Origin of the sequence: Nitrospira sp. CR1.1, from assembly GCA_014055465.1 — a bacterium.
Lineage (GTDB): Bacteria > Nitrospirota > Nitrospiria > Nitrospirales > Nitrospiraceae > Nitrospira_A.
Genome location: WIAF01000003.1, coordinates 293,152 through 316,681, shown reverse-complemented (window position 1 = coordinate 316,681; position 23,530 = coordinate 293,152). Strand labels below are relative to the sequence as shown.

At 59.3% G+C, this 23,530-nt stretch carries 18 protein-coding genes; 9 read left to right on the top strand and 9 right to left on the bottom strand.

Going from position 1 to position 23,530, the window contains the following annotated elements:
• Window positions 1-153: 153 nt before the first annotated feature.
• Both GDA65_08190 and GDA65_08185 read left to right on the top strand, forming a co-directional pair.
• Complete coding sequence (locus GDA65_08190; protein MBA5862673.1) at window positions 154-1,407, top strand: MFS transporter; 1,254 nt, start codon at window positions 154-156, stop codon at window positions 1,405-1,407.
• A 139-nt stretch (window positions 1,408-1,546) separates the two neighbouring features.
• On the top strand, window positions 1,547-1,810 hold the full coding sequence (locus GDA65_08185) for a hypothetical protein (GenBank protein ID MBA5862672.1): 264 nt from the start codon (window positions 1,547-1,549) through the stop codon (window positions 1,808-1,810).
• Between the two features lie 77 nt (window positions 1,811-1,887).
• On the opposite strand, the gene GDA65_08180 is transcribed toward GDA65_08185, so the two are convergent.
• The 3 genes from GDA65_08180 to GDA65_08170 are packed head-to-tail and all read right to left on the bottom strand — an operon-like array spanning window position 1,888 to window position 7,368.
• A complete protein-coding gene (locus tag GDA65_08180; GenBank protein MBA5862671.1) occupies window positions 1,888-3,579 on the bottom strand; it encodes a hypothetical protein in 1,692 nt (563 codons plus the stop codon).
• Between the two features lie 3 nt (window positions 3,580-3,582).
• Window positions 3,583-6,807 carry a tetratricopeptide repeat protein gene (locus tag GDA65_08175; protein ID MBA5862670.1) on the bottom strand — a complete coding sequence of 1,075 codons (3,225 nt, stop codon included), beginning with the start codon at window positions 6,805-6,807 and terminating at the stop codon, window positions 3,583-3,585.
• Window positions 6,808-6,843: 36 nt separating this feature from the next.
• Window positions 6,844-7,368, bottom strand: coding sequence for a hypothetical protein (locus GDA65_08170; protein MBA5862669.1), 525 nt, complete (start codon window positions 7,366-7,368; stop codon window positions 6,844-6,846).
• Between the two features lie 183 nt (window positions 7,369-7,551).
• Here GDA65_08170 and GDA65_08165 point away from each other — a divergent pair, with 183 nt between their 5' ends.
• Both GDA65_08165 and GDA65_08160 read left to right on the top strand, forming a co-directional pair.
• Window positions 7,552-7,932 (top strand): hypothetical protein, encoded by a 381-nt coding sequence (locus GDA65_08165; protein ID MBA5862668.1) that lies wholly within the window; start codon window positions 7,552-7,554, stop codon window positions 7,930-7,932.
• 140 nt (window positions 7,933-8,072) lie between these two features.
• The gene (locus GDA65_08160; GenBank protein ID MBA5862667.1) at window positions 8,073-11,459 is read left to right on the top strand and encodes a PAS domain S-box protein; all 3,387 of its coding nucleotides are present in this window, start codon (window positions 8,073-8,075) and stop codon (window positions 11,457-11,459) included.
• Between the two features lie 32 nt (window positions 11,460-11,491).
• Here GDA65_08160 and GDA65_08155 read toward each other — a convergent pair whose 3' ends face one another.
• Complete coding sequence (locus GDA65_08155; GenBank protein MBA5862666.1) at window positions 11,492-12,091, bottom strand: response regulator; 600 nt, start codon at window positions 12,089-12,091, stop codon at window positions 11,492-11,494.
• Between the two features lie 26 nt (window positions 12,092-12,117).
• On the opposite strand from GDA65_08155, the gene GDA65_08150 reads away from it, so the two are divergent.
• Both GDA65_08150 and GDA65_08145 read left to right on the top strand, forming a co-directional pair.
• Window positions 12,118-13,383 (top strand): 6-phosphofructokinase, encoded by a 1,266-nt coding sequence (locus tag GDA65_08150; protein MBA5862665.1) that lies wholly within the window; start codon window positions 12,118-12,120, stop codon window positions 13,381-13,383.
• A gap of 14 nt (window positions 13,384-13,397) precedes the next feature.
• Window positions 13,398-14,351: a hypothetical protein gene (locus GDA65_08145; GenBank protein ID MBA5862664.1), complete on the top strand. Its 954-nt coding sequence runs from the start codon at window positions 13,398-13,400 to the stop codon at window positions 14,349-14,351.
• A 70-nt stretch (window positions 14,352-14,421) separates the two neighbouring features.
• Here GDA65_08145 and GDA65_08140 read toward each other — a convergent pair whose 3' ends face one another.
• Window positions 14,422-16,299, bottom strand: coding sequence for a tetratricopeptide repeat protein (locus GDA65_08140; GenBank protein MBA5862663.1), 1,878 nt, complete (start codon window positions 16,297-16,299; stop codon window positions 14,422-14,424).
• 123 nt (window positions 16,300-16,422) lie between these two features.
• Window positions 16,423-17,985, bottom strand: a complete 1,563-nt coding sequence (locus GDA65_08135; protein ID MBA5862662.1) for an AAA family ATPase — start codon at window positions 17,983-17,985, stop codon at window positions 16,423-16,425.
• 207 nt (window positions 17,986-18,192) lie between these two features.
• Here GDA65_08135 and GDA65_08130 point away from each other — a divergent pair, with 207 nt between their 5' ends.
• Window positions 18,193-19,203, top strand: a complete 1,011-nt coding sequence (locus tag GDA65_08130) for a hypothetical protein (protein MBA5862661.1) — start codon at window positions 18,193-18,195, stop codon at window positions 19,201-19,203.
• Between the two features lie 111 nt (window positions 19,204-19,314).
• Here GDA65_08130 and GDA65_08125 read toward each other — a convergent pair whose 3' ends face one another.
• From GDA65_08125 to GDA65_08115, 3 genes are all read right to left on the bottom strand, one after another.
• Window positions 19,315-19,755 carry a putative toxin-antitoxin system toxin component, PIN family gene (locus GDA65_08125; GenBank protein MBA5862660.1) on the bottom strand — a complete coding sequence of 147 codons (441 nt, stop codon included), beginning with the start codon at window positions 19,753-19,755 and terminating at the stop codon, window positions 19,315-19,317.
• Window positions 19,728-19,970, bottom strand: a complete 243-nt coding sequence (locus GDA65_08120) for an AbrB/MazE/SpoVT family DNA-binding domain-containing protein (protein MBA5862659.1) — start codon at window positions 19,968-19,970, stop codon at window positions 19,728-19,730. The genes GDA65_08125 and GDA65_08120 overlap by 28 nt, the downstream gene beginning before the upstream one ends.
• A gap of 70 nt (window positions 19,971-20,040) precedes the next feature.
• A complete protein-coding gene (locus GDA65_08115; protein ID MBA5862658.1) occupies window positions 20,041-20,901 on the bottom strand; it encodes a DnaJ domain-containing protein in 861 nt (286 codons plus the stop codon).
• A 369-nt stretch (window positions 20,902-21,270) separates the two neighbouring features.
• Here GDA65_08115 and galE point away from each other — a divergent pair, with 369 nt between their 5' ends.
• Together galE and GDA65_08105 are read left to right on the top strand one after the other, a co-directional pair.
• Entirely contained in the window at window positions 21,271-22,290 is a 1,020-nt protein-coding gene (galE, locus tag GDA65_08110; GenBank protein ID MBA5862657.1) for a UDP-glucose 4-epimerase GalE, read from the top strand.
• 12 nt (window positions 22,291-22,302) lie between these two features.
• Entirely contained in the window at window positions 22,303-23,520 is a 1,218-nt protein-coding gene (locus GDA65_08105; protein MBA5862656.1) for a hypothetical protein, read from the top strand.
• Window positions 23,521-23,530: the final 10 nt, after the last annotated feature.

The following is a 23,530-nucleotide window of genomic DNA, read 5'->3' as shown; positions in this document are numbered from 1 at the left end:
CCATTTCAGCATCTCTGCCTTTCCCGCTTGAAAGGGACGCAATGAGACAGGGCGATCACACCTGTGCCGGCGGAAGGATATATGCGCGGGACACCTCTCACCCCCCTCAGGCTTTCTGATTCCGCCGCGGCTGCAAACCTTTATACTGGTGATATGGTTCACGCCCATCGGTGGTTGCTGACCCGCGATTTTAGTTTCATGTGGTGGAGTCAGGTGTTGTCCCAGGTTGCTGAAGGAATCAGCAAGCTGGCGCTGTTGTGGTTCGTCTATGCGGTGACCGGATCACCGCTGAAGACGACCGTCATCGGGCTTCTGCAGACGTTGCCGCCGATTCTCTTCGGCCCGTTTATTGGCGTCATTGTTGATCGGTTTCCCAAAAAAGTCATTCTCATCGGGAGCGATGTCGCGCGGGGGGTGTTGATCGGCCTCATTCCCTGCCTGGTGTCGATTGAGAATTTCACCGTCGAAGCATTGTATGTTCTGACCTTCCTGTTTGGCGTGGCCACAGCCGTATTCGTACCGGCGCTGTCATCCGCCGTTCCTTTCATGGTCGCTCGTCCGCAGTTCACGGCGGCGAACGCGCTCCTGCAGAGCACGACGAGTCTGGGCATCATCATCGGGCCGGCTGTCAGCGGAATCGGTATCGCATTCTCGGGATCCCAGGATGTGCTCTGCCTGAATGCGCTCACGTATTTCGCCTCTGCAGCCTGCCTGTTGCCGATCCGGTTGCGAACAACGGAACAGGCGGCGGATCACAGCGCGGGCTGGAGGCCGTTCATCCGGCATCTGCTTGAAGGCCTGCGCTATGCCTTTCTGACGCATCGGACGTTGCTGCTCCTGATCGTCCTGGCATCCATCTACACCTTCGGCAGCGGCGCGTTCACCACACTGTTTCCCGTCTTTGGGCGTCAACTGCTCGGTCTCGGGCCGGTCGAAGTCGGGTACCTCTGGTCCTGGCTGGGAGTGGGATTGCTTCTCTCATCGATCGGGCTGCTCCGGCTGAGCGCCTGGGATCTTCACCGGCGGCTCCTGGCGATTGCGGTGTCCTGCGCGCTTGCTGGTCTGGCGGTGGTCGGCCTGACGTGGACCGGAAGTTTTGGCATGGCGTCGGCCTATGTCGTCTGCATTGGAATCGGTCTTGGCACGTGGACTCCCATCGCCTGGGGCATCATTCAAGAAGTGGCTCCGCCCGGAATGGTCGGACGGGTGATGGCGGTGTACACGGCCATGGCCACCGCAACCTCCATGCTGGGCATGAGCGCCTTCGGGTGGGTGGCGGAATCGTTCGGTTCCGTTGTCAGCATCATCGGGATCGGCGGAGTGATGGGTGTCTTGGCCTGGGGCAGCGCATGGTTCGGAAGAAGGATAGGTGATACCGGAGTTGCAGCGGCAGGGAAGGACGCGTAGCGCAGGCCTACCGGGAGCCCAGGCGCATTCACTTGCCGGCACTTCCCGACGTCAACACCGTTCACGCCCACCATTCCGCATCTGACGAGAGCTTCCCAGGCTACGTGTCGCGTCAGGTCAGAGAAGAGACAATCCGCGGATGTTCGGGGAAAATGCCAAGCGTCATGGCCACGCGCTGCCCAGGGGAAGAGACGGAGTCACGGTCGTCATCGGCAAAAACAAGATGGCGCTCAAAGTACACCCGAAAGGGGAGCAGCAATTTGCGATGGAAAAGCAGGACCGTTCGTCCTCCATCAAGGACGGCACGCGTGTCCGGGCTGAGTTGAATGAAGCCGGTAGCGTCATCGATGTCCATCCGGAGAAATCCGGAGCAGGTCACTGCCGCATCAATGTTAGGTGGTGAACGTCACTCCTTTTGTAGGAGTGACCATGATGCGTCTCAACCATGTGAACCACCTGATCGGCGGTCATTCCATCCGATTAATAGCCAGGATAGAGTGACTGCCAATTCATTCCATGAGCTTGATAGAACTGCTTCATCTCTTCGATGCTCTGCATGTGCTGCGTCGTACCATCCGGTAGGTAGGCCGTCACGGGAGGCTTCGGTCCGGCATTCGGGCCGGCCGCCGCCTGGTCGTTGCGTACCGGCCAATTATCCTGCGGACCATGCTGGATCATCTGTTCCAGGAACGAGTCGTTCATCCTCTTCTGGACTCCTTCCGACCAGGCATCTGTTCCATCCTCGTTGTAAATCCCATGCAGATCGGTATCACTGTAGAGACGATTCCCCTTCGGATCCACGATAAGTTGGGACTCGCCTTGAATGGTGTAACCTTTCGCCAGGAGCGCCTTTCGATCGGCATCCGACAGTCCTTGCGCCGAAGCCAGTCCGGCAAATTGGTTTTCCTTCGCCGACTTGGCGGGGTCATAGGGAATGGTCTTGGCCTTGAGATCCTGGGGTTTGGGGAGGTGTCTCGATCGGCCGACCCATCGCATGGCCCAGGGGTTTGAATCCCGTACCACGATGATCTTGTGTTCATCGACGGCAAACCTACGGAGTTGCTTGTGATCTTCGAGCGGCATGCCGCGTTTGAGTGGATCAGGCGCTTCAGGGAAATGTGTCTTGGGTGTGAACCCTCCGGCATCGGTTGAGGGCGCTTGTTTGTGGGAGGCCGGGTTCTGGTCGCCGGGGTCTTGAGCTGGCTGATCCGGTCGGGTGTCAGTCGGTTTTTGTTTCTTCGCATCACCCTTCTTCTTTTGCTTCACCGCCTCGCGAAGATCTTTGCCGTCGCAAATCAGTTTGCCTAGCCATTTTCCGGTTTCATAGGGATCGGCGGTGGGATCATAGGCTTTGATGTCTTCATAGATCGCATAAATCGACCCCGCCTTCCCGATGATCTCGATAGCCTTTCTGAGCCGTTCCAACCGCTTGATCACCGCCAGGGGAGCAGTGGCGAGATCACTCGGGAGATTCTCGGCAAAACAATCACCCATTCCCTTGGATATGCCATCGGCAAACATGAACGGAGGATCCGGCGTGCCGAATTTATAGCGGCCAGGGCCAGGGGAGGAGGACGAGGTTGCGCCTGATGGTGGCTGGGGCGGGGACGAGGGTGGCCGCGGGACCGGGAAGGCGGTCGGATCATCGGGACCGGCCCCCCCGGGAGGCGGGCTTTTGAGGGCTGGGGGTGGCGCAGGCTTGCGCGAGTTTTGAGGTGTCCGTGTCTTGGTGTCATCGTCCGGTTGTTGGTCCGGCAAAGGCTCATCCTGTTCGATCCGGCCTTGAAGCATCGGCCGGCGGTTCGACTGGTTCACGCAATCGGTGAAGGCCCGCAGCTTGTCTCCACGCAGCTGAATTTTCTGATTGGCCTGCCGGACTAACTCCGTCGCATTGCCGACTCCCGGTTGTCTTGTCTGCTCATACAGCGCCAGCGCTTCATCTTGATCGATCTTCGCCTGATCGAGAATCGTAAGGCAGTGACGTCCCTTCGTTTTAAAGTCGGCCGTATGATTGTCGAACCATCGATGGGCCCCGCCGACGGCGAAGCGGTCGTACTCGCCGGACGAACTGAAAACATCGGATGTCGGCTGAGCCTCAGACGTAGCAGGGACGACAAAAGGCAGGATCAGAAACGAAGCAACGCAGAAGAAATGCCTCGTGCGGACAGTCATCGTCTACGGCTGCCGCTTCGTGGTGTACGTCGTGCTGTCCATCTCGGTAATTTCCATCGCGCCTTCTCCGGTGAATTCATACCACATGGTGCCGATCTGTCCGGAGGTCTCGTCATATAGCATCATTTGACCGCGTGAGGGATCGGGCCTCCCTCGCACCGGATCACGGCCGATCTGTATGTTCAGCTTGCCGGTTGAGGTCGAGCCATCGGTCGAGGCCAAGGTATAACGAGCGTCGCTGGCGATGGTGAGAGTTTTTTTCGGTAGAAATTGATTGTTCGGCGTCATCTGCCACTTGCCCACGACTTCCGGCACGATGCGGGCTCTTGGCGCCAGTTGACGGACCGCCATGCGTGAGCGTTCCTGATCCTGCTGCAGCTGCGTCTCCACATAAGGCTGCTTTTCACCGGTTATCCCGGCAGAAGGATCGCGTGGGCGGCGTGCATGCAGGCGTCCCATGGCCATGTTGAGTTCGTTGAGTTGTCCTCGCAGGTCGTCGGGAAGATGACGGCCCACTTCGTAGAGTGCTTGTTGCGCGCCTTCGAGATCGCCCTTGGCCATCAGTTCCTTGGCCAAGTAGAACTGAGCTTCAGCGGCCGGCGCAGAGGCAAGACCTCCGAAGTTGCTGTCGCCTCTGCCGTTGCCGATCTGCGGCATGCCGGCCATTCGCAAGGGGCCATACTGAGCTGCAGTTTTGAAGTGCTGCACCGATTCGTCATGCTGTCCCATCGCCGCCAGCAGCTTGCCCGTTTTCAAATGCGCATCGGCGACAAGGGTGGCGGCATTGTTCGGCGCCATGACCACAGCGCCTTTGGCCGGTGGCTGATCGGGCCACATCGCCGTGAACATCTGCCGGGATTCGAAGCCTCGCTGCATCCGCTTTTCGTAACCCAGCACCGCCTGGTAGTGACCCAGGGCTTCCGCCTGTCTGCCGGTTTGTTCGGCCAGTCTGGCGAGATGGAAGCGGCCTTGAATGGCTAGGCCAAATTCCATCGCATCCCGCCCAAGTGACGAGCCGGCATCTCCCTTCAGTTCGTCCAGTTGCAGACGAGACTCTTCCAAGGCTAAGGCGACACGGTAGTAGGCCGCCGCCTCATCGAATTTGTCGTCTCCTTCGTGAATCACGCCCAGGTAGGCAGGAATGCGGGCATCTTCCGGATCAATCGGGAAGGCGCGAGCAAGATACTCTTTCGCCCCCTGCCAGGCGGTTTTCTCCATGCGCTTCCAGGCCTGCCTCAGTAGTGGAGCGACGGTGGTCTGGAGCAGATTGGCTGCGATCAGCCGTTGTTCTTCTGCCTTGTCCTGCTGTCCCGTTTGCGCATAGTGCTGCACCAGGCGATCGTGAGCTTCTAATGACTTTGGCGCGAGCTTCACAGCCTGCTCGAGATAGCCCTGAGCCTCGCCGGTCTTGCCGTCCCATAGGGCGATGTCCGCAAGAATGAGGTAGCCATCGACCGTGCCTTTCGTCACTTTTGCGGCGGCTTGGAGCGCGGTCTTCGCCCGGCGGCGTAACTCGGCTGCCATGGCATCGAGTTGCGCGGCTCGGTTCAAATCCTGCTGCGAGGGCGGGTAGCAGGTCGTCGTGGTGACCCGGTAGACGCCGTCGCTTCTCTGGTCGTCGTGCGATGAACTTGAACATCGTTCCTGCCGCAGGCCGACGGCTTCATTCGAGAGCTGATTCGCCCTCAGGGCGCGGAACTTCGCGTAGAGCCGCAAGGCATCCGGATTGTTTCCGGACAGATTCAAAGCCTGGTCGGCCAATGTGTCGGCCTGGTTGTATTGTTTCAGGGCCGTCAGCGCCAAGGCCTTCTGCATCGTGGCGCCGACATGTGTGGCATTGAGGGCCAGCGCCCGGTCGGCGGTCTGAATCACACGCTGCAAGTCCTTTTCGCGAGATTCTTGAAATCGGTAGAGCTGAAGCTCACGGCGCGGTTCGACCTTCTCGCCACGGTTATCCGCCTCTTCGAATAGGTAGGTGGCAAGGGAGACAAGGTTGTCCGCATTTTTTGGATTCTCTCGCACCGATTCGTCCAGGGTCCGCAGGTGTTCCTGATACATCTCGTCATAACGCAGCCGCTGATGTCCCATGGCGCGGTGAAGTTTCGCGGCGATGGCGATCAGGTGATCCATCGGTCTCCCGCGATGCGCGGCTTCCTGTAGTTCTTTCAAGAGCGCTTCGGCCGACGCGTTCACCCTTGTGCCGTTCAATTCCTCTTCCACGCTCGAGCGGGTGGATCTGGTCGAGAGCCACCCTTCCTTTTTGTACAGAGAGAGATCCGCTTCCATTCGTTTGACGTCGCCCAGGCGAGCGGCAGCCGTCGCCCGACCCAGATAGGCCTCGGGGAAATCCGGTTTTAGCGTCAGAGCGATGGTGAATTCCTTTCTGGCACTCGCCGGCCTCCCGGCATCCAGCCAGGCCTTGCCTGCTTCGTAATGCGCGTCGGCATCGCCGGGGTTCGAGACGAGCGCACGCTCCACGTGGGCGAGCGGTCCGTCGGCCGCAGTGCCGCCGGCAGCTTGTTTGGCTCGTGACACGTTGAGAGAGGCCAGTTCGGGACGGCGGTACTGTTTCTCGGCAAAAAGCTGACCGGCTTTCAGCATGGCTTGCCGCATCTGGGGGCTCTTGATCCCGTCGGGATTTCCGGATCCGCCGGAGTCACGCGGCAGGCGGTATTTCTGATACTCCATGGCGAGCCGATAGACGATGAATGAACCGTACTCGCTCGTATAGTCATCCTGACCTTGGGCGATGTGGCCGGGGATGCTGACGACTGCCGGCCGCCCTGACGGCACACCTCGGGGACCGCCGCCGAGCGCATGGTCCGGGACGACGATGATGCCGCTCATCGCTTCTGTGGCATAGATCCAGAGCTGGGCCTCGCGGCCTGTCAGCCCGAGTCGCTGAGCCCGGCTGAGATCCTTCTGCGCTCGCGGGAAGTCTTCGGCCAACGTCTGTGCCACCCCGCGCGCGAGCAGGATGTTAGGATCGTCGCCGGACTGGTCCAATGCGCGCGAGAAGGCTGCCACCGCAGCGGCCCAGCGACCCTCGTTGAGTGCATCCAGGCCTTCGATATAGGGCGTCAGGGATTTGGAGGAAAGGGCAGCCGCAGTGACTGGGGCGTGGAGCAGGTAACAAGCCGTCAGAAAGATGGCGAACCGAATGGTGAGGAGACGGGCCATCGTACACCTCCTTCGAGAGGCGGGAAGACACATGCGGTCGATGGTCATACCGAGCGGCCCCCAGCTTACAAGCGAGGTCTTCGCTCAATCAAGAGGCGTCCGGTTGAGCTGGGGGGCCGATTCTTGTTCCTCTTCAAACGTGCCGGTTCCGCACCCCAGGCCTCCGTACATCATCCCGAAAAATCCACAGTAGGCTCCGGCCTTGAAGGCCCAATCTCTACGCGTGGCTTGCTCGATGTGCCCATCATGGATGAGAACGGAGACATATTGCGCGCCGACGGGGATCATGGCGGGCAGGGGGACAACGACGAGATACAGCACCATCCCGGACCATCGTAAGCCGCCGGTTGTATAGATCCACTCTTCCTTTCCGTCGTCGCGTGATTCGATGCGGTCAGGCTCACCCCATTGCGTTCGCAGGTCCGCGGCTGTCTTGAGATCTGCTTCCGTGCTTGCCTTGCGTATGTCGATGGCGCCCCTGGCCTGGCCGATCTGCGGGTGATCGCTGGATTCGCTACGGGTGCCGAGAGTCCAGGCGCCGAGCCCGACGCAGCCTTGAAGCGTCACGATCGCCGCAATCCAACACACGTTGTTCACATACTTGCGCATACTGTCCTTTCTATGGCGTCATGCGGCCGAACCCTACCCAGGTCCCTCTCGAAATACAAGCACGAGATAGACGGGACAGAGATCGCCGATATCGGCGGGAGCCTAACTGCCGGGTTCCCCTCCCAAGGTAGGATACCGCCTCACCGATGAGCCTCGGTAGGATCCGCCCACAGGGAGGTTGTGATGGCACCTCGTCGGTATGTTCGAACCTACTACAGGTTTCCGCTCAACTATCCGGTTATTTTCGGTGGAGCGCCCTTTGTCGGTGAAGGGGTCCTGACCAACCTTTCATTAAAAGGCTGTTCGGTGACCTGTGATCGGGAGGTGCTCTGCGGGAGCCAGGTACGAGTGAGTATGCTCCTCCATCATCAGCCGCCGGCGTTGCCTGTTGAACTCGGGACCATTAAATGGGTGAGGGGGAATCAATTCGGCGTGGAGTTCGTTCGTATGCCTCTTGAGGCTCAGCAACGCCTGAACCGTACATTACGCATGGAACTGATCGAGTGGCTTGAGAAACGTCACCGCCACAGTGCCTCGCCGCCCACTCCACTCCAGGAGAACTAACGTACCCGCTTCGCTCTTATTGCTCGTCCGGCCGCGCTCGTCTGCCGTCAAGACTCATCCACAAGCCGATTATCGCGCCATCTCTCCAAGCGCATTTCTTACTGATTGCAGGAAGTTGTCGGCTCCGGGGGGGGGAGGCCTTGCGGCTGCCGATCGGAGTCATCCATGGCGAGATGTGGTGTCTCCCGATGCATTCCTGTACACTAAGCCCCTTGGCCGAAGAGACTGCGCAGGCCGCGCACGATCATTCAGATCGCCACCTGCATAGAGAGCCGATCCAGCCCTTGCCGATGGAGCCTATGGTTTCCGACCCGCCTCCTCCAGTTTCCGTGCCTCCGAACGAAAGCCAGCAGGGTTTACGTTCCTGGTGGTCTCGCCTCGCCGAATGGAACCCTTCGCTGCTCACGGTGGTCACGCTCGCCATCGCGACCGGCCTGCGCATGGCCCTGACACCGTTATGGGGGTCGGGCTACACCTTCATCACCTACTATCCCGCCATTATGTTCATTGCGGTGGTCAATGGCTGGCGCCATGGCATCGTGGCGATCTTGGTTTCATCGGCACTGTCTATCGGACTCTTTCTCGACATCCAGGCCTCGGCGAATGAGCAACAGATGGCCCTGGCATTGTTCATGACGGCCAGCGTCATCATCGTGTCACTATCGGAAGCCGTCACGCGGGCTCGTCTTCGCGCGCAGGCGGAGGCGTCTCTGGCGCGAGCCCAAGAACAGCGATTGCGGCTTGAGATTGAGGCAAGAAGCAAAGCGGAGGAGACGGTTCGCGCCAGCGAGCGTCAAATGCAGTTCGTGACGGACCATGCCCCGGTCCTCATCGCTCAATGTGGAACGGACGGCCGGTATCGTTTCGTGAACCGGCAATATGCCGACTTGGTTGGACGGACACCTGAGGCCCTCATCGGCCTGCATCCACGTGATGTGTTGAGCAAAGAGGATTATCGGCAGGCCGCGCCCTTCATGCAGGAGGCGCTTGCGGGGCGGCAGGTGAAGTTTGACCAGCAATTTCTGGGTACGGCCTCCACGGGGCATCTCCTGCAGGTCACCTATGCGCCGGAATGGGACGAACACGGAATCGTGACGGGGTTCATTGCCGCCATCGTCGATATTACCGACCGCAAGCAGGCGGAGCAGGCGCGCGCTACACTCGCGGCCATCGTCGAATCGTCGGAAGATGCCATCGTTAGTAAAGACCTCAATGGGATCATCACCAGTTGGAACCGTGGCGCGGAGCGGTTGTACGGATATAGCCGGCAGGAAGCCGTCGGTAAATCCGTGTTGCTGGTCATCCCGGAGGAACGGCTTGAAGAAGAAACTCCCATTCTGGCGCAGATCAAGCGGGGGGAGGCTATTCAGCAATATGAAACCGTCCGGCGGCGGAAAGACGGCACGCTGATTGATATTGCGTTGACAGTATCGGCAATCCGCAATGACGAGGGACGAATCGTCGGAGTGTCCAAAGTCGCTCATGACATAACCGAACGCAAGCGAGCCGAAGCTGCGTTGCGGGAAAGTGAAGAACGTCTGCGTCTCTTCATCGAACATGCGCCGGCGGCGATCGCGATGTTCGATCGGCAGATGCGGTATGTGGCGGTGAGCCGGCGGTGGCTGGCGGACTATGCGCTCGAAGGAGAGGTATTGGGGCGCAGTCATTACGAGATCGTTCCTGATATTCCTGACCAGTGGCGAACGGCGTATCAAAAGGGCTTGGCTGGAGAGGTGATGCGCGCGGAGGAAGACCGGTTCGAGCGTTCCGATGGGACCGTCTACTGGATCCGATGGGAGACTCGTCCGTGGCGGGACAAAGCCGGCGGCATCGGCGGGATCGTGATTTTCGCCGAAGATATCACCGACGGCAAAATGGCAGAGGAGGCGCTGCGTGAAAGCGAGGCGCAACATCGCGCCACGTTCGACAACGCGGCGGTCGGTATTGCGCACGTTGGATTGGACGGGCGGTGGCTACGCTGCAATGACGCGATGTGCGCCCTCACGGGGTATTCCCGCGAAGAATTGCTGACCAAGACGTTTACCGAGATTACCCATCCGCAGGACATCGAACAAGATTGGGCTTCCATCCGCCGGCTACTGGCCGGTGAGATCGAAACCTTCTCCATGGAGAAACGGTATATCCGGAAAGATGGGTCGCTCATCTGGGGGAATCTGACCGTCTCGCTTCTGCGGGATGTTCAGGGCTCCCCGCAACATTTCATTTCCATTGTCCAGGACATTCAGAGTCGGAAAGAAGCACAAGCTCAATTGCGGCAGTTCGCGGACAATCTGGAGCAGCGTGTCGAGGTGCGGACGAGAGAGTTGGCCGATACGCAGGACAAGTTGCGCGCACTGACGACGGATTTGAATCTGACGGAACATCGTATCCGGAAACAGCTCGCGACCGATTTGCACGATTATCTGGCGCAACTCCTGGTCCTGAGCCGGATCAAATTAGGGCAGGCTAAATTGGAAGAGGTGCCGCCGTCGGCGAGGCAGGCGATGACGGAGGTCCAAGAGGTGATGGACCGGGCCTTGGCGTACACCAGGACCTTGGTGGCACAACTCAGCCCACCCATCTTGAATGAGTTCGGGCTCCTCATGGCATTGAGATGGTTGGCTGGCCAAATGCAGCGGGAGCTCACGGTGAAGTTGGAGTTCGAGAACGACGTGCTTCCCCTTTCCGAGGAGCAATCCGTGCTGCTGTTTCAATCGGTCCGCGAACTCCTGATGAATATCGTGAAACATGCGGGCACTGCCGAGGCGAGGATTTCCGTGACACAAACCGGCGGGGTCCTGCGCATTACCGTGTCGGATAGAGGTATCGGCTGTGATGCCGGCGCAGCGAAGACGAAGCGTGAACCGGGCTTCGGTCTCTTCAGTATTCGCGAGCGGATGAAGGCCCTCGGGGGAGGGTTTGATATGCAATCGGTTTCGGGACAGGGAACGACGGCCATCCTCAAGTTGCCGCTTGATCAGCCAGGCGCCAGAGGTGTGGCATCGGGGGAGGAAATTGGCGCGGGTGAGACGATTCGCGCCGCGGTTTCCGACCCAGCGGCGCCCGGCTTGCCGGAGCTGCCTGGAGCGGCCTCATTTCTCCCCGCGCCGAAGATCCGGGTCTTGTTGGTAGACGATCACCGGATGTTGCGCCAGGGCCTTCGGACCATCGTGAACGGACATCCCGGGTTGGAGGTGGTCGGCGAAGCCGGCGATGGCCTGGAAGCCATCGAGCTGACCCGCACCTTCAAGCCGGCCGTCGTCGTCATGGACGTCAACATGCCTCGCTGCGACGGCGTGGCGGCCACTAAACGGATCACGGAGGAATTCCCTGGTATCAAAATCATCGCGCTCTCCATGCACAACTCCCCCGATATCGTGGCTCGCATGAAACAGGCGGGGGCGTACGGGTATCTCACCAAGGAAAGCGCCGGAGGGCAGCTGTGCCGGGCGATTGTCGAGGCGGCTCTCAGCGGGCCATTAGGGTCGAGAGGAGAAGGTGCCGATGTGAGTTGCGGTGCTTCCTGACGGGCGAGCGCGGAAACGGTTTTCCTCCGACATCACTGTGGAGGCTGGTCGTGCGACAGTTGCTGGGCAATGACGTCAAAGATTTTCTCGGGTACCAGTTCTTTGGGAAGGAACGCATTCGCCCCGACGGCACGCAACGCTCCCTCGACCTCCCTGCTGTTATGGCAGGACATTCCAATCACGACTGTGTCCGGTAAGAGGGCTCGAATCCGGCGCGTCGCTTCGATCCCGTCCATGCGGCCCATGCCTACGTCCATGAGGATGATGTGCGGCCGAAGAGTTTGAGCCAGTTGAGACGCGGCGATGCCGTCGGCTGCTTCACCGGTGACGCAAAACCCCGGTCGTGTATTCAAGATCGTTCGCAGGATCTCTCTCAACTGCAGGTTGTCATCGACGACGAGAATCTCAATCATGGAGCACCTCGTTCGAATGGAGCAGAAGGCCGTTGGTATCAGGCTAACATATGTCCGATGTTTCGCGAATGATATTCTTGAAGGCCCAGGAGATCGTTCGCTCATCCTTGACCCACATTTCGCCTCCGTGTAGGGTCGCACACAATGAGCTGCTCGCGTAGCAGCCGGACGGCTATGCCCTTGGGGACGTTTTGGGGCAGATACGACGGATCGAATCATTTCAGCCCGATAGGAGCAGGAAGAATATGACCATACGTGAACCGCGACCGGTCGTGGGCATTCTCGTCGGCGGAGGGCCGGCGCCAGGCATCAACAGTGTGATCGGGGCCGCGACGATTCGAAGCATTCTCGGCGGATGCGAGGTGATCGGCATTCAGGATGGGTTCAAGTGGATCATGGAAGGGAACACCAGCAAGGTCAGGCGCTTGTCGATCGAAGACATCAGCCGCATCCACTTCAGCGGCGGTTCTTGTCTGGGAACCGCGCGCGCCAATCCCACGCAGAAAACCGAGCATCTCGATACCTGTCTGGCGAGTCTGCACAAGCTGGGGGTGACCAGGTTGATCACGATCGGCGGAGATGATACGGCGTTTTCCGCATTGAAATTGGAGCAACGGGGAGGCGGCCGGCTTCAGGTGGCGCATGTGCCCAAGACCATCGACAACGACCTTGATCTGCCGCACGGAATTCCCACCTTCGGATTCCAGACGGCCCGTCATATCGGGGTCGAGCTGGTGAAAAGTCTGATGGTCGATGCAGAGACCACCTCGCGTTGGTATTTCGTGGTCACGATGGGCCGCAAGGCCGGACACCTGGCGCTCGGGATCGGCAAGGCCGCCGGCGCCACCTTGACTATTATTCCGGAAGAGTTTCGCCAGAAACCCATTCGTCTGCGGACGCTGGTCGATATTCTCGTCGCCGCGTTCATCAAGCGGCTCAGTGCCGGCAGGTCGGACGGGGTCGCGGTCCTGGCCGAAGGCCTGGTCGAAATCCTCGACCAGCAGGACTTGAATGGGTTGGAGGATGTGGAACGTGATCAGCACGGACATGTGCGGTTAGCGGAGATCAATTTCGGTTTTGTGCTCAAGCGGGCGGTGGAGAAGGAACTGCGCGCGTTCGGGATCAAGACCACCATCGTCGATAAAAACATCGGGTATGAATTGCGCTGCGCGGACCCTATTTCATTCGACATGGAATACACGCGGGATCTGGGCTATTGCGCGGCCCAGTTTCTCCTGGAGGGCGGCAGCGCGGCCATGGTATCGATTCAAAACGGACGATTTATCCCGATTCCGTTCGGCGACATTCTCGACCCGGCCACCGGCCGCACGCGTGTGCGCATGGTGGATGTTGAGTCCGAGTCCTACGCGATTGCCCGCCGGTACATGATTCGACTCTCGCCGGAGGATTTGAGTCAGCCGGAGAACGTGGTTCGATTGGCGACCGCAGCCGGATTGGCCGCCGATGATTTCCGCAAACGGTTCGAGTATCTGATGGGGCACGATGCGTGAAGGGCTCACATCCCATGACACCGACTGTCACGCCTGACACGGAGATCTCTTTGGTTTTTGAGAACCAGCGCGCGGTGGTCTCGCCCTGGGGGGCCTCTTTGCGGCGCTATTTTTTCGTAGACGGCCACGGCGGAGAAACCGACATCGTCTGGGGATATTCCGGCGGCGCGCAGAAAAAGGGCGGGCAGGGTGACGTGCTGATTCCCTTTCCGGGGCGGGTGGCGGGAGGACGGTACTCGTTTGACGGCCAGGCGCTGCAGCTTGAGCGGAATGATAAGGAAGGTCCGAATGCGATCCATGGATTTGTGCGAAGCCTTCCGTGGTTGACGCAGCAGGCTGGCGCTCATGCCGTGACCTGTGATGTCAGTCTGGATGCCGCCCAATATGGCTCGCGCGGCTATCCCTTTTCCGTCGCCGTGCGTGTCACCTACAGCCTGGATGTTCAGGGATTGTCCTGCGGGTTTTCCGTCCGGAATGTCGGCGGGATGGCGGCTCCGGTCGGGGTGGGTTTCCATCCCTACTTCACGGTCGGCGCCGGGCGTGTGGATGAGGCCGAGGTAAAAATTCCTGCGACGGGGTATCTGGAATTTAACGAGCAGTTGGCGCCGACCGGCAAGGTGATGGCGGCACAGGGAACGGACTGGGATTATCGGGAATTTCGCACCATCGGCCCGCGCCGCTTCAACCATTGTTATCTGGAGTTGGAGCGCGATGCGGCGGGAATGGCCACGGCGTCGCTGCGCTATCAGGAACGTGGTCGCGCCATTGATGTGGTGATGGATCGCGCCTTTTCCGCACTTGTGGTTTATACGGGGGATGCTATCGCGGAGGCCCCCCGCCGTGCCTTGGCGATCGAACCGATGACCTGCGCGACCGATGCCTTTAATCACCCCGACTGGGGGCTGAAACGATTGCTTCCCGGCGAGACGTTCACCGGCTCCTACCGGGTAACAGTACGCGCGAGTTGATCAGGTCCAACCAGCGAGCAGACGCTCTTCTTGCGGGCATCCTCTGACAACGTCCTGCGACTGAATACTCTTACGAAGGCCTCGTCGGCTCGATGATGCGGAACCGCACTTCGTCGACCTGGGTATAGGCCGATGTGTCTTCCCCCGCAAAAAGTCCGCACCGGTAGAGGCCGGAAGTCCATCCAGCCGCAGGACGGGGCAGGACGAAATAGCCGGACTGATCGTTCGTGGCCATGATGAGTCGGTCCTGCGCGACGGCTGCTTGCGCTCCGGCCAACTCGGTGGTCTCTTTGAAACAGCGTGCAGCCAGCGGTACCTCATCGTACGAGGCGGTGACCAGGCTGAAGACCAGGTAAATATCCTGCTGATTGGCGGGGAAGGTGATTCCCGGGTCCAGCGGGATAAAGTCGTGCGCGCCGGTCGGCGAATCGTCCCGCATCACTTTTTTGGCCGGAATGACGAAGCGGAACCAGGCGAAATCAGCGTCCCGGCCGACGAGGGAAGCCGCAGCATCCAGCGTGTTCTGCGGCTTCAAGGCGTCGATGGCCTTGGCCGCGAGTTCCGCCTCCGGCGGGGTGGCCGGCGCCGCTGCTTTGGCTTGAGCCGCGTTGGCTGCCGCTTCGGCCTCGACTTGTCGCGCAAACTCCAGCACGTGCGGACGAATCTTGTCCAACCATTGCGTCAGGGCGCCCTTATTCAATACCCTGGTGCCTGAGGGGAGTTGGACTTCCTTGGTCGATTTCTCGAACTCGACGGTCGCATCGTACAGCGTCTTGAACTGCATGTACGCGTCTTCCCAGCGTTCAAGTTCCACCATGCATTGACCCATACGAAATGCCGTCGTGGTGTGTTCTTCATCGGTCGGGTCGAACTCAGACCCCGTTTGAGACACGGCGAGCGCGTCTTTGCAGCGCCCCAGCCCCATGAGGATGAGACTGAGGTGCCGGCCGGCGAGCGGATCCATCGGGTTTAAGCGCAAAAGTTCCCGATAGACCGGTTCAGCTTCACGAAACCGGCCCGCCTCGAAGAGGCGGTAGCCTTCCGCACGAATCATTGACCAATCGCGAAGTTGTTGTGAACTGACATCCGGCGTCATGACCGGTGCAAAGCGGCGGCCCCGTTCCGTCGAGCCGAAGAACAGCGAGAGCAGATTCCTAGCCGACAGATGAAGCGGCGAACCGGCCGGGACTCGATCCAGGACAAAGTGCACGTCGCGTTCAGCGCCCTCATAATCCAGAATATCGAAACGCGCCCGGGCCATGGCCAATCGCCAATTGAGCATGTCCGGCCCAAGGGCGACGGCTTTCTTGTAGGCCTCGAAGGAGTCCTCCAGGCGGTCGAGTTTTCGCAGTTCGCGCGCCAGACGCAAGTGGATGAGCGGGTTGTGGGGATCAAGTCCGGCGATGCGTTGAAGCTCGGCGACCGCTTCTTCGACCTGTCCCGACCGCACCAGCACGCTCCACCTGGCCCATCGCACATCAAGCGCAGCGGGAATATGTGCCAGAACGGTGTCGTACGCCTCAAGGGCGGCTTCGGTTCGACGGGAGGTGGCGAACATGTCGCCGCGAAGTTGATGGAGCGCGAGGGCCTGAGGATGGTCCTGGATGCCCTGTTCGAGGATACCGAGCGCGAGATCGATCGTGCCCTGTTCCCAGGCGGTCTTGGCACGTTGGGCAATCTGGCCCTCCGAGCGAAGCGGAGTGTCACTGGCCAAGACGTTGGAAATCCCTCCCGTGACAAGCGTGAGAAAAAGAATGAGCAGCAGGCCACGTGGGTGACCATTCCGGCGAACATGTCGGCCTTGAAGAGAAGCCATCAGGGGTCTATCTGTCATCATGGTGCGTGTCTCTCGTGTTGTAGCCATGCCGTTGCCTTCCTCGAAACCATTAGAGGCATGAGGAGAGTGAAGGATTCGTGTCCTCAAGCGCGCTGAGACGCAAGGATTCATTTTACTGTATGAATGCCTGATCCTGCGAAGGAACCTTCAGGCAAGGCCCTTCACCCGATCGTGATGCGGGACGGGCGTCGCAAGAATCGGCGTGATCAGAAGGAAGAGGGGGTTGGACTGTACTCAGCGTACGTTGACGAAACGGCCTTGGGCGGTGGCTCGCAGCTGATCGAGGTCTTCCCGCCGAGTCACCGACAGCGGCACGGTGTGGGAAATTTCTTCAATGAGCAGATCCGTTGTCAACGGCTGTTTGCGGTGCAGGGCGCGATAGAGCGCAGCGACCACGGCCTGCTCGATTTCCGAGCCGCTGAATCCTTCGCTGGCGTCCACGACTTTCTGAAGATCGAACCCCGCGTTGTTCTGTTTGCGAAGGCTGAGATGGATCTTCCAGATGGCCGTGCGTTCGGCTGTGTCCGGCAGGTCTACGAAGAAAATCTCGTCAAATCGTCCCTTGCGCAATAACTCCGGCGGGAGTGCGGAGAGATTGTTCGCCGTGGCCACGACGAAGACGTCTTGCTTCTTTTCCTGCAGCCAGGTGAGGAACGCGCCGAAGAGCCGGCGGCTCAAGCCCGCATCCGCATCGCCGCTGCCACCGCCCGCCGCCATGGCCTTTTCAATTTCATCGATCCAGAGCACGATCGGCGACAGTGATTCTGCCATCTCGATGGCCTTGCGAAAGTTTTTTTCGGACTCGCCGATGAATTTATCGAATAGCCGGCCCGCATCCAATTTGAGCAGCGGTAGTCGCCATTCGCGCGCAATGGCTTTGGCCGCCAGCGATTTGCCGCATCCCGGCACACCCACCAGCATAATGCCGCGCGGCGGGGTCAGGTTGAGCGCCTTGGCTTCGGCTGTGAATCCCACCTTCGCCCGCTCCAGCCAGGATTTCAGATTCACGAATCCACCGAGTTCGAACCGGTTGTCTTCCAGCGGGTAGTACTCCAGCAAGCCGCCATCCTTGATCGCCTGGACCTTGCGCGTGAGAATTGTCTGCACATCATCGGCGGAGAGCACCCCGTCTTCGACGACGCATTGGGTAATGACCTGTCGAGCTTGATGCAAGGTCAGTCCCTGTAAGGCGCGAAGGATCGCGTCACAGTCCTGATCGGAGGGACCTGTGTTCGCCGTCTTCGGCGCGGTCATGGAATTGAGGAGGCTCTGCACCACGGTGGTGGATGCTGGGCGACGGGGTGACGTCCTCGTTCTCAGGGATTGCAGGACGCTCTGAAGCATGGTCTGTAATTCCTGTCGATCGGGTAGTTGGAGGTCGAGTCGCACCGCAATCTGATCGAGGTCGAGCGGCAAGGCGATGGGATGACCGGTTACGAGACAGGTCGCGCGTGAGCGGCTGAAGTGCTGGCTCACCTCGCGCAGTTGGCGCGCGACGGCGGCATCCTGCAAGTGCGGGGCGAGGTCCTTGAGCCAGAAGATGCCTTCAACCGTCAATCCATGGAGATGTTGAAGGACGGCGAGGGGCGTGGCGGTCAACTTGCTGAGGCTCTGTCTTTCTTCTGGCCTGGTGAGCCCTCTCGTAATCGACCACTCGAACAGCGGCATCCGTTCCTGGGCGGCCACGGATTGGAGCAGGGTCAACACCCGGTCTTCTTCCACGGTCTCGATGACAATGAGCGGGTGGGAGGAGCGGATCAAGGTGCGGAGATCATGCACGGTCGTGGAGAGGGCCATAGGAGTGTCATGCTACCACGAGGTTCACAGCTCACCAAGCAAAGGGATGATTGAGACGACGGTGGAAACATGAGCGCAGGGCCAGGAGTTGATGGTACGTAGTGGGGCGGACTGGTGATCGTATTCGTATTGTGCGGATCAAATTGACAGGTGCTTTCCGTCAGGTAACACTCGCGCGATAGGAGACATCTTTAGAAGGGAATTCGCATGACCTCTGATGTGCCAGATCCCTGCAGAGACGATGAAGCGCAGGCAACTCAGATTGCTCCATTCTGGCGGCGAACCGGAGCCGTAGTGGTGGATGCGTTGATCCTTGGAGCGATTGGAGCGTGTCTTGGTTTCCTGTGGTTCGATCAGCTGGCCGCACTTGGACGAACGGGTCGATTCATTGGTGCTGCAATTGCATTGGTGTATTTCGCCATATTGAATAGTCACATTGGTCAGGGGCAGACTCTCGGCAAACGTCTCGCGAACATCCGAGTGACAGATGCTAAGAGCGCGCTGATGAGCCTGCCCCGATCAGCGTTCCGTGCAACGATCTTCTTCGTGCCAGTGGCACTGAATGGCACAGCCACTCCTCCAGGACCATATGCACAGTTTGTGGGAATGGTACTCAGTATTGTGATCGTTGGTGTGGGTGTGGCACAGGCCTATCTCTACTGTTGCAATCGGCGAACAGGTCAAGCCCTTCACGATATAGTGGTTGGAACATTTGTAAGGGATGCGGAAAGCACTTCAGAGATTCATCTGCAGATGTGGACGCCTCATCTCGCGATTGCCGGCGCACTCAGTGCCCTGGTGCTGGTGGTCGTGCTGATGCCTTACACATCTGATCCGCCTGATTTTTCACCACCACTTGCTGAGGCGCGACGACTTGCTCAGTCGGTGGTACCGGATGCTCATGTTTCAATAGCGCGTGGAACCTCCAAGATGATGACTCAGGCAAATGTGCAGAGTTCTGGTTCATGGATTCAGGTGCGTGTGGAGATGCCTATAAAGCCGGAAGATTTCGAAAGAGTGGCGGATAACATTGCAATGGCGATGTTCAAGTCTTCGTCCGGGGTGGGTGATGTTGGGCAAGTGGTCATAGTGGTTTCGTATGGCTACGACATCATGATTTCTCACGGACGGACTACCAAAACGTTCACGCATACTCCTCAAGAGTGGCGAAGGCGACTCAAGATGGACGAGCCAGGTAGTTCCGTCATCCCAGGATAGTCATCCCTGGATGATAGCGAGAGTGTCGAGGGAGATAGGGAATTCGACAGTCCGTGCTGCCTCGAAGCTGCAAGCCATTTCCGATCAGTTCGTAAATCCAGTTCTCGCCTACTATAGCCTCCGCTTCAGTTGTTGAAGGAAGGCTGTGACCGAAAGGATGTCGACCGACTCGACGTGACGAAGGCTCAGGAGATCGTCGTCGCCGCTCACGAGCCAGCGGACCTCGGCGGCCATGGCGCAGCCGATGAACTTGGCATCGTCAGGGTCGCGTATGCCGGGAATGTCCGTTGACCCAGATTGAGCGGTTTCAATGAAGGGAATCAGCTCTTCTTCCAGTAAGCCTCGTATTTCGGTATTTGTCAGCTTGAATTTCGGATAAGCAAGAACACGGAGATATTCGTCCAGGATAGGCGCGGATACGACGGGGCAAAACCGGCCCGATTGCCAGGCAGAAACAAGTTGTGATGGCGGGCCAGAGAATAGCAATGCCGAGATGACGACGTTCGTGTCAAGAACCGCTCGAATCACCGGCGATGGCGTCCTCTTGCCCAGGCAATGGCGCGGTCCATGTCTTTCATCTCAATCCCGAGCTCTTTGATTTTCCGGCGAACCGCTGCGAGGCGCGAACCCTTCTCCGCCATGGTTACCGGCCTCAGTATCAGCACCCCGCCTTTTGCCGTGACATCAAAATACTCCGTTTCGGGAATGTCTTCCAACGCCTTCTTGGGCAATGTTACCTGATTCTTCGATGTCTTCTTTGCCAACATAGAGGACCTCGCTATGAAGTAAGGATATCTTACGTCCTGATATTCTGGCAAGGCAGTTGTTTCTTTGAACTTAGACGTCGTTTTCCGTGAGGCATCGACCGAGGCCTTGTTGCTCGGCGAGAGAGTACGCGTAATGGATAGCGGCCAGATTCGCGACCCGTTCTTCGGCTTCCTCGCGAGTGTCTGCCTGGACAATCTGAATCCCGAATCGCGCTGTGAGGGAATCGAGAAAGTCTATCAACCCATTGCGATGATACTGTCCCAATCGTCCTTCGCCTCGATTTGTTTGAAGGGCGCCTTCGATGAGGAGAAACCGATGCGGAATCGCGAGAAGCGGTTCAAGTTCGCGGAGAAATTCCAGACGATTGCCTGACGGATTCGAGAAGATGGTATTCAGTTCTTCCGTGCGCCGGCGTTCGACGCAGAATATCTCGGGCGCTTCCGCAATGGCGTAGTCCCCTACCGGCAGGGCCTGTTTCCGCGTTCCGGCGATCCGTACGAGCCCCTTGAATTCATAGGGCTGTGTTTCGCGTACATCGACGAGGAGATGGATGGCGGGCACCATGATTTTCGGATGACTGAACCGGGTGACGTTCAGCATCGTTTGTGGTCCGCGCAACTCCTGTCGCGAACGTGCGGCAGGTTGCGGGCGAACCGCCGGAGAGGGCCGCGGCGGAGGGGGCGGCGCAGAGGGATGGTGTCTTCCGGTATCGTAACGGGCGCGGGCGGCCGGGTCACTGAGCGTTTGATAGGCCTGATTGATCAGTTGGGTGCGGACTTCGGCTTTCTTGTGCAGCGCAGGTGAATGCACAAAGCGATCGGGATGCCAGACCTGCATCTGTTCATGCCAGGCGCGCCTGATCTCGGCCTCTGTCGCGTCTGACGAAAGTTCCAGGGTAGCGTAGTAGTCGGTGCTGCGTGTGTGCTGCATTGTGTGTTCCTGCGTGGCCGAAGTGTAGCGGAGTGCGACGGGAAACAGCTAGCAGGATGCGGAAAAAGTCCACCAGCGGCGTTCTCGCCTCGTTCAGCGGCTCAACGTACGACACGAGTACGATTCGCCGCCTCACTCGCTGCGGCCTTGCTGGATGGCCTTTTTGCGCATCCTGCGTACTATCCTGATACCAACACGCCACGAGAGCTGATCGCGGCGTAGTGTGCAAAAAATGAGTTTTTCCGCAGCCTGCTAGGTTGAAATGAGCGATGCGCTTCCTCCCGGCGTGCCATTGTGCGAGCGTTCGAGGCGGTGTATCGTAGGCCCTGGAGACACGGATCTTTTCTTATCTCAGCGGAGGTGATGCGCATGATCTTGGTGACGGGGGGCGCCGGTTATATCGGGTCGCATACCTGTGTGGAACTGCTCAATGCCGGCTCGGCGGTGACGGTATTCGACAACTTTTCCAACAGCCATCCAGAAGCCTTGGCGCGTGTGCAACGCATCACGGGAAAATCCCTTCGCCTGGTGCGCGGCGACCTTCGGGATCGAGCGGCGCTGGTCGCGGCGCTTCGGGAGAGCGGAGCGACGTCGGTTATCCATTTTGCCGGCTTGAAAGCGGTGGGTGAATCGGTGGAGAAACCGCTGTCCTACTACGACAACAACGTGGCGGGATCCCTGCGTCTTCTGGAAGCCATGGGAGAGTGCGGCGTCACCACACTCGTCTTCAGTTCCTCCGCCACGGTCTATGGAGATCCGCAACGCCTGCCGCTGACCGAGGATCATCCGCTGTCCGCGACGAATCCCTATGGACGGACGAAGTTGATGGTCGAAGAAATCTTGCGTGATCTGCAGCGTAGCAATGCTTCCTGGCGCATCGGCATCCTGCGATATTTTAATCCGGTCGGGGCGCATGCCAGCGGCCTGATCGGGGAAGATCCCCAGGGCATGCCGAACAATCTCCTGCCGTTTGTGGCCCAAGTGGCGGTTGGCCGGCGCGAACATTTGAGTGTATGGGGCAACGATTATTCCACTCCTGACGGAACCGGGGTGCGGGATTACATTCACGTGGTGGATTTAGCGCTGGGGCATCTCAAGGCGTTGGATGCGCTGGCGCGCTTGGAAGGGCCGGGGGAATGTTTAACGGTCAATCTCGGCACCGGGAACGGGTACAGCGTCCTGGAGATCGTTCGTGCCTTCGAGAAGGCCAGTGGCAAGGCGGTTCCGTACAAGATTGCCCCGCGACGTCCCGGCGACGTCGCCTCCTGTTACGCCGATCCCGGGTATGCCTTGAAATCGTTGGGCTGGCGCGCCGCTCGCGGGCTGGACGAGATGTGTGCCGATGCCTGGCGCTGGCAACAGCACAATCCGAACGGGTATGCGGGCTGAGGCGGATTGTTGATGGTGAATCGACTCACAAGAGATCGCTTGCAAGCAGGCCTGCTCATCACCTTCTGGTTGCCTGTCGTACGGGCTCTTGGCGCAGGTCTGGTCGTTTGTGTGATCCTCTTCGTGCCTGAAACGCAGGCGAATCACCAGGGCCACGCGACCCACGCGGAACCCGAGAACCCTGCCGTGATAGGGGAGGGGCGAGAGATTTCCGGCGCGCCGTTTCGCGTCTTTCTGAGCACAGGCACCGGAGCGGGTTCCGCCGGACTGGATGCCGTTGATCTCGACGCGGCTGTCCAGACTGTAGTCGACGCGTTCAGCATCATGTTGCAGCATCGGGCCGAGTATCCGCGCTTCGACGAAAGCCTGACCAAACAGGCGCTCAAGCGGGTCGTCATCGAACCAGTCGTGCTAAACGATGAAGGGAAAGCCTTTCCGTTTTTGGTGGCCCGCACCAAAGAACCAGGTCTGGTCACCCTCCTCATCAGCGCCGCATCCCTTAAAGACAAGGGGCATCTGAATCACCCGGATACTCTGCTCCCGGTGTTGGCGAGGGAGTTTCAGTGGGTGGTCAGCAAGGCTGATACCGCGCCCAAAGCGAAAACGGTTGCTGTGGAACGAGATCTTCAAGCGGCGCCCATACGCACGGACGAGGAGATTGCGGGTCTGTCTGCGGATGAACGCGCGCGACTCCTGCAGCACCTCTTCGATACCTATCTGCGAACGGTCGATGAGCAGAAGAGCCTCGCCGGACAACCGCTGTACGACGTCGGCAGCCGCACGCCGACTCCGCCCACTCACGCGGATTCAACGACGAAACTGTATGACATCCGCATTCGTGAAGCCCTGCAGAAGATCGTGCGGGAACCGTATTTCCTGGAGCAGACGCCCAAGGCCGTCCGCAGTCTCTTGAACGGCAAGGTCTGGAACGTCGCCTGTGTGAACATCGCTCAACGGGATTGGGCTACCCGCACCAGGGTGCTCGCTGAGGAGAAGGCGGTGGTGGTGGGGAAACGGGGGCAGCGCATTCAACCGGCTGCCATTCTGGTAAACGTCTATCGAGCTGCCGCCCCGGATGATCCGTATTATCGGGAGACACAAGGCCTGCCGATGGGGGCGCTCTCAGCGGATCAACTGGCGATGGTCATCGCCCTTGAAATCCAGCACAACATCCAGGAGAAATCCCTGAGCGGTCATACGGCTCAGGACGCGCTCTCGGCGCCCAGGTAGGGGCTGAAGA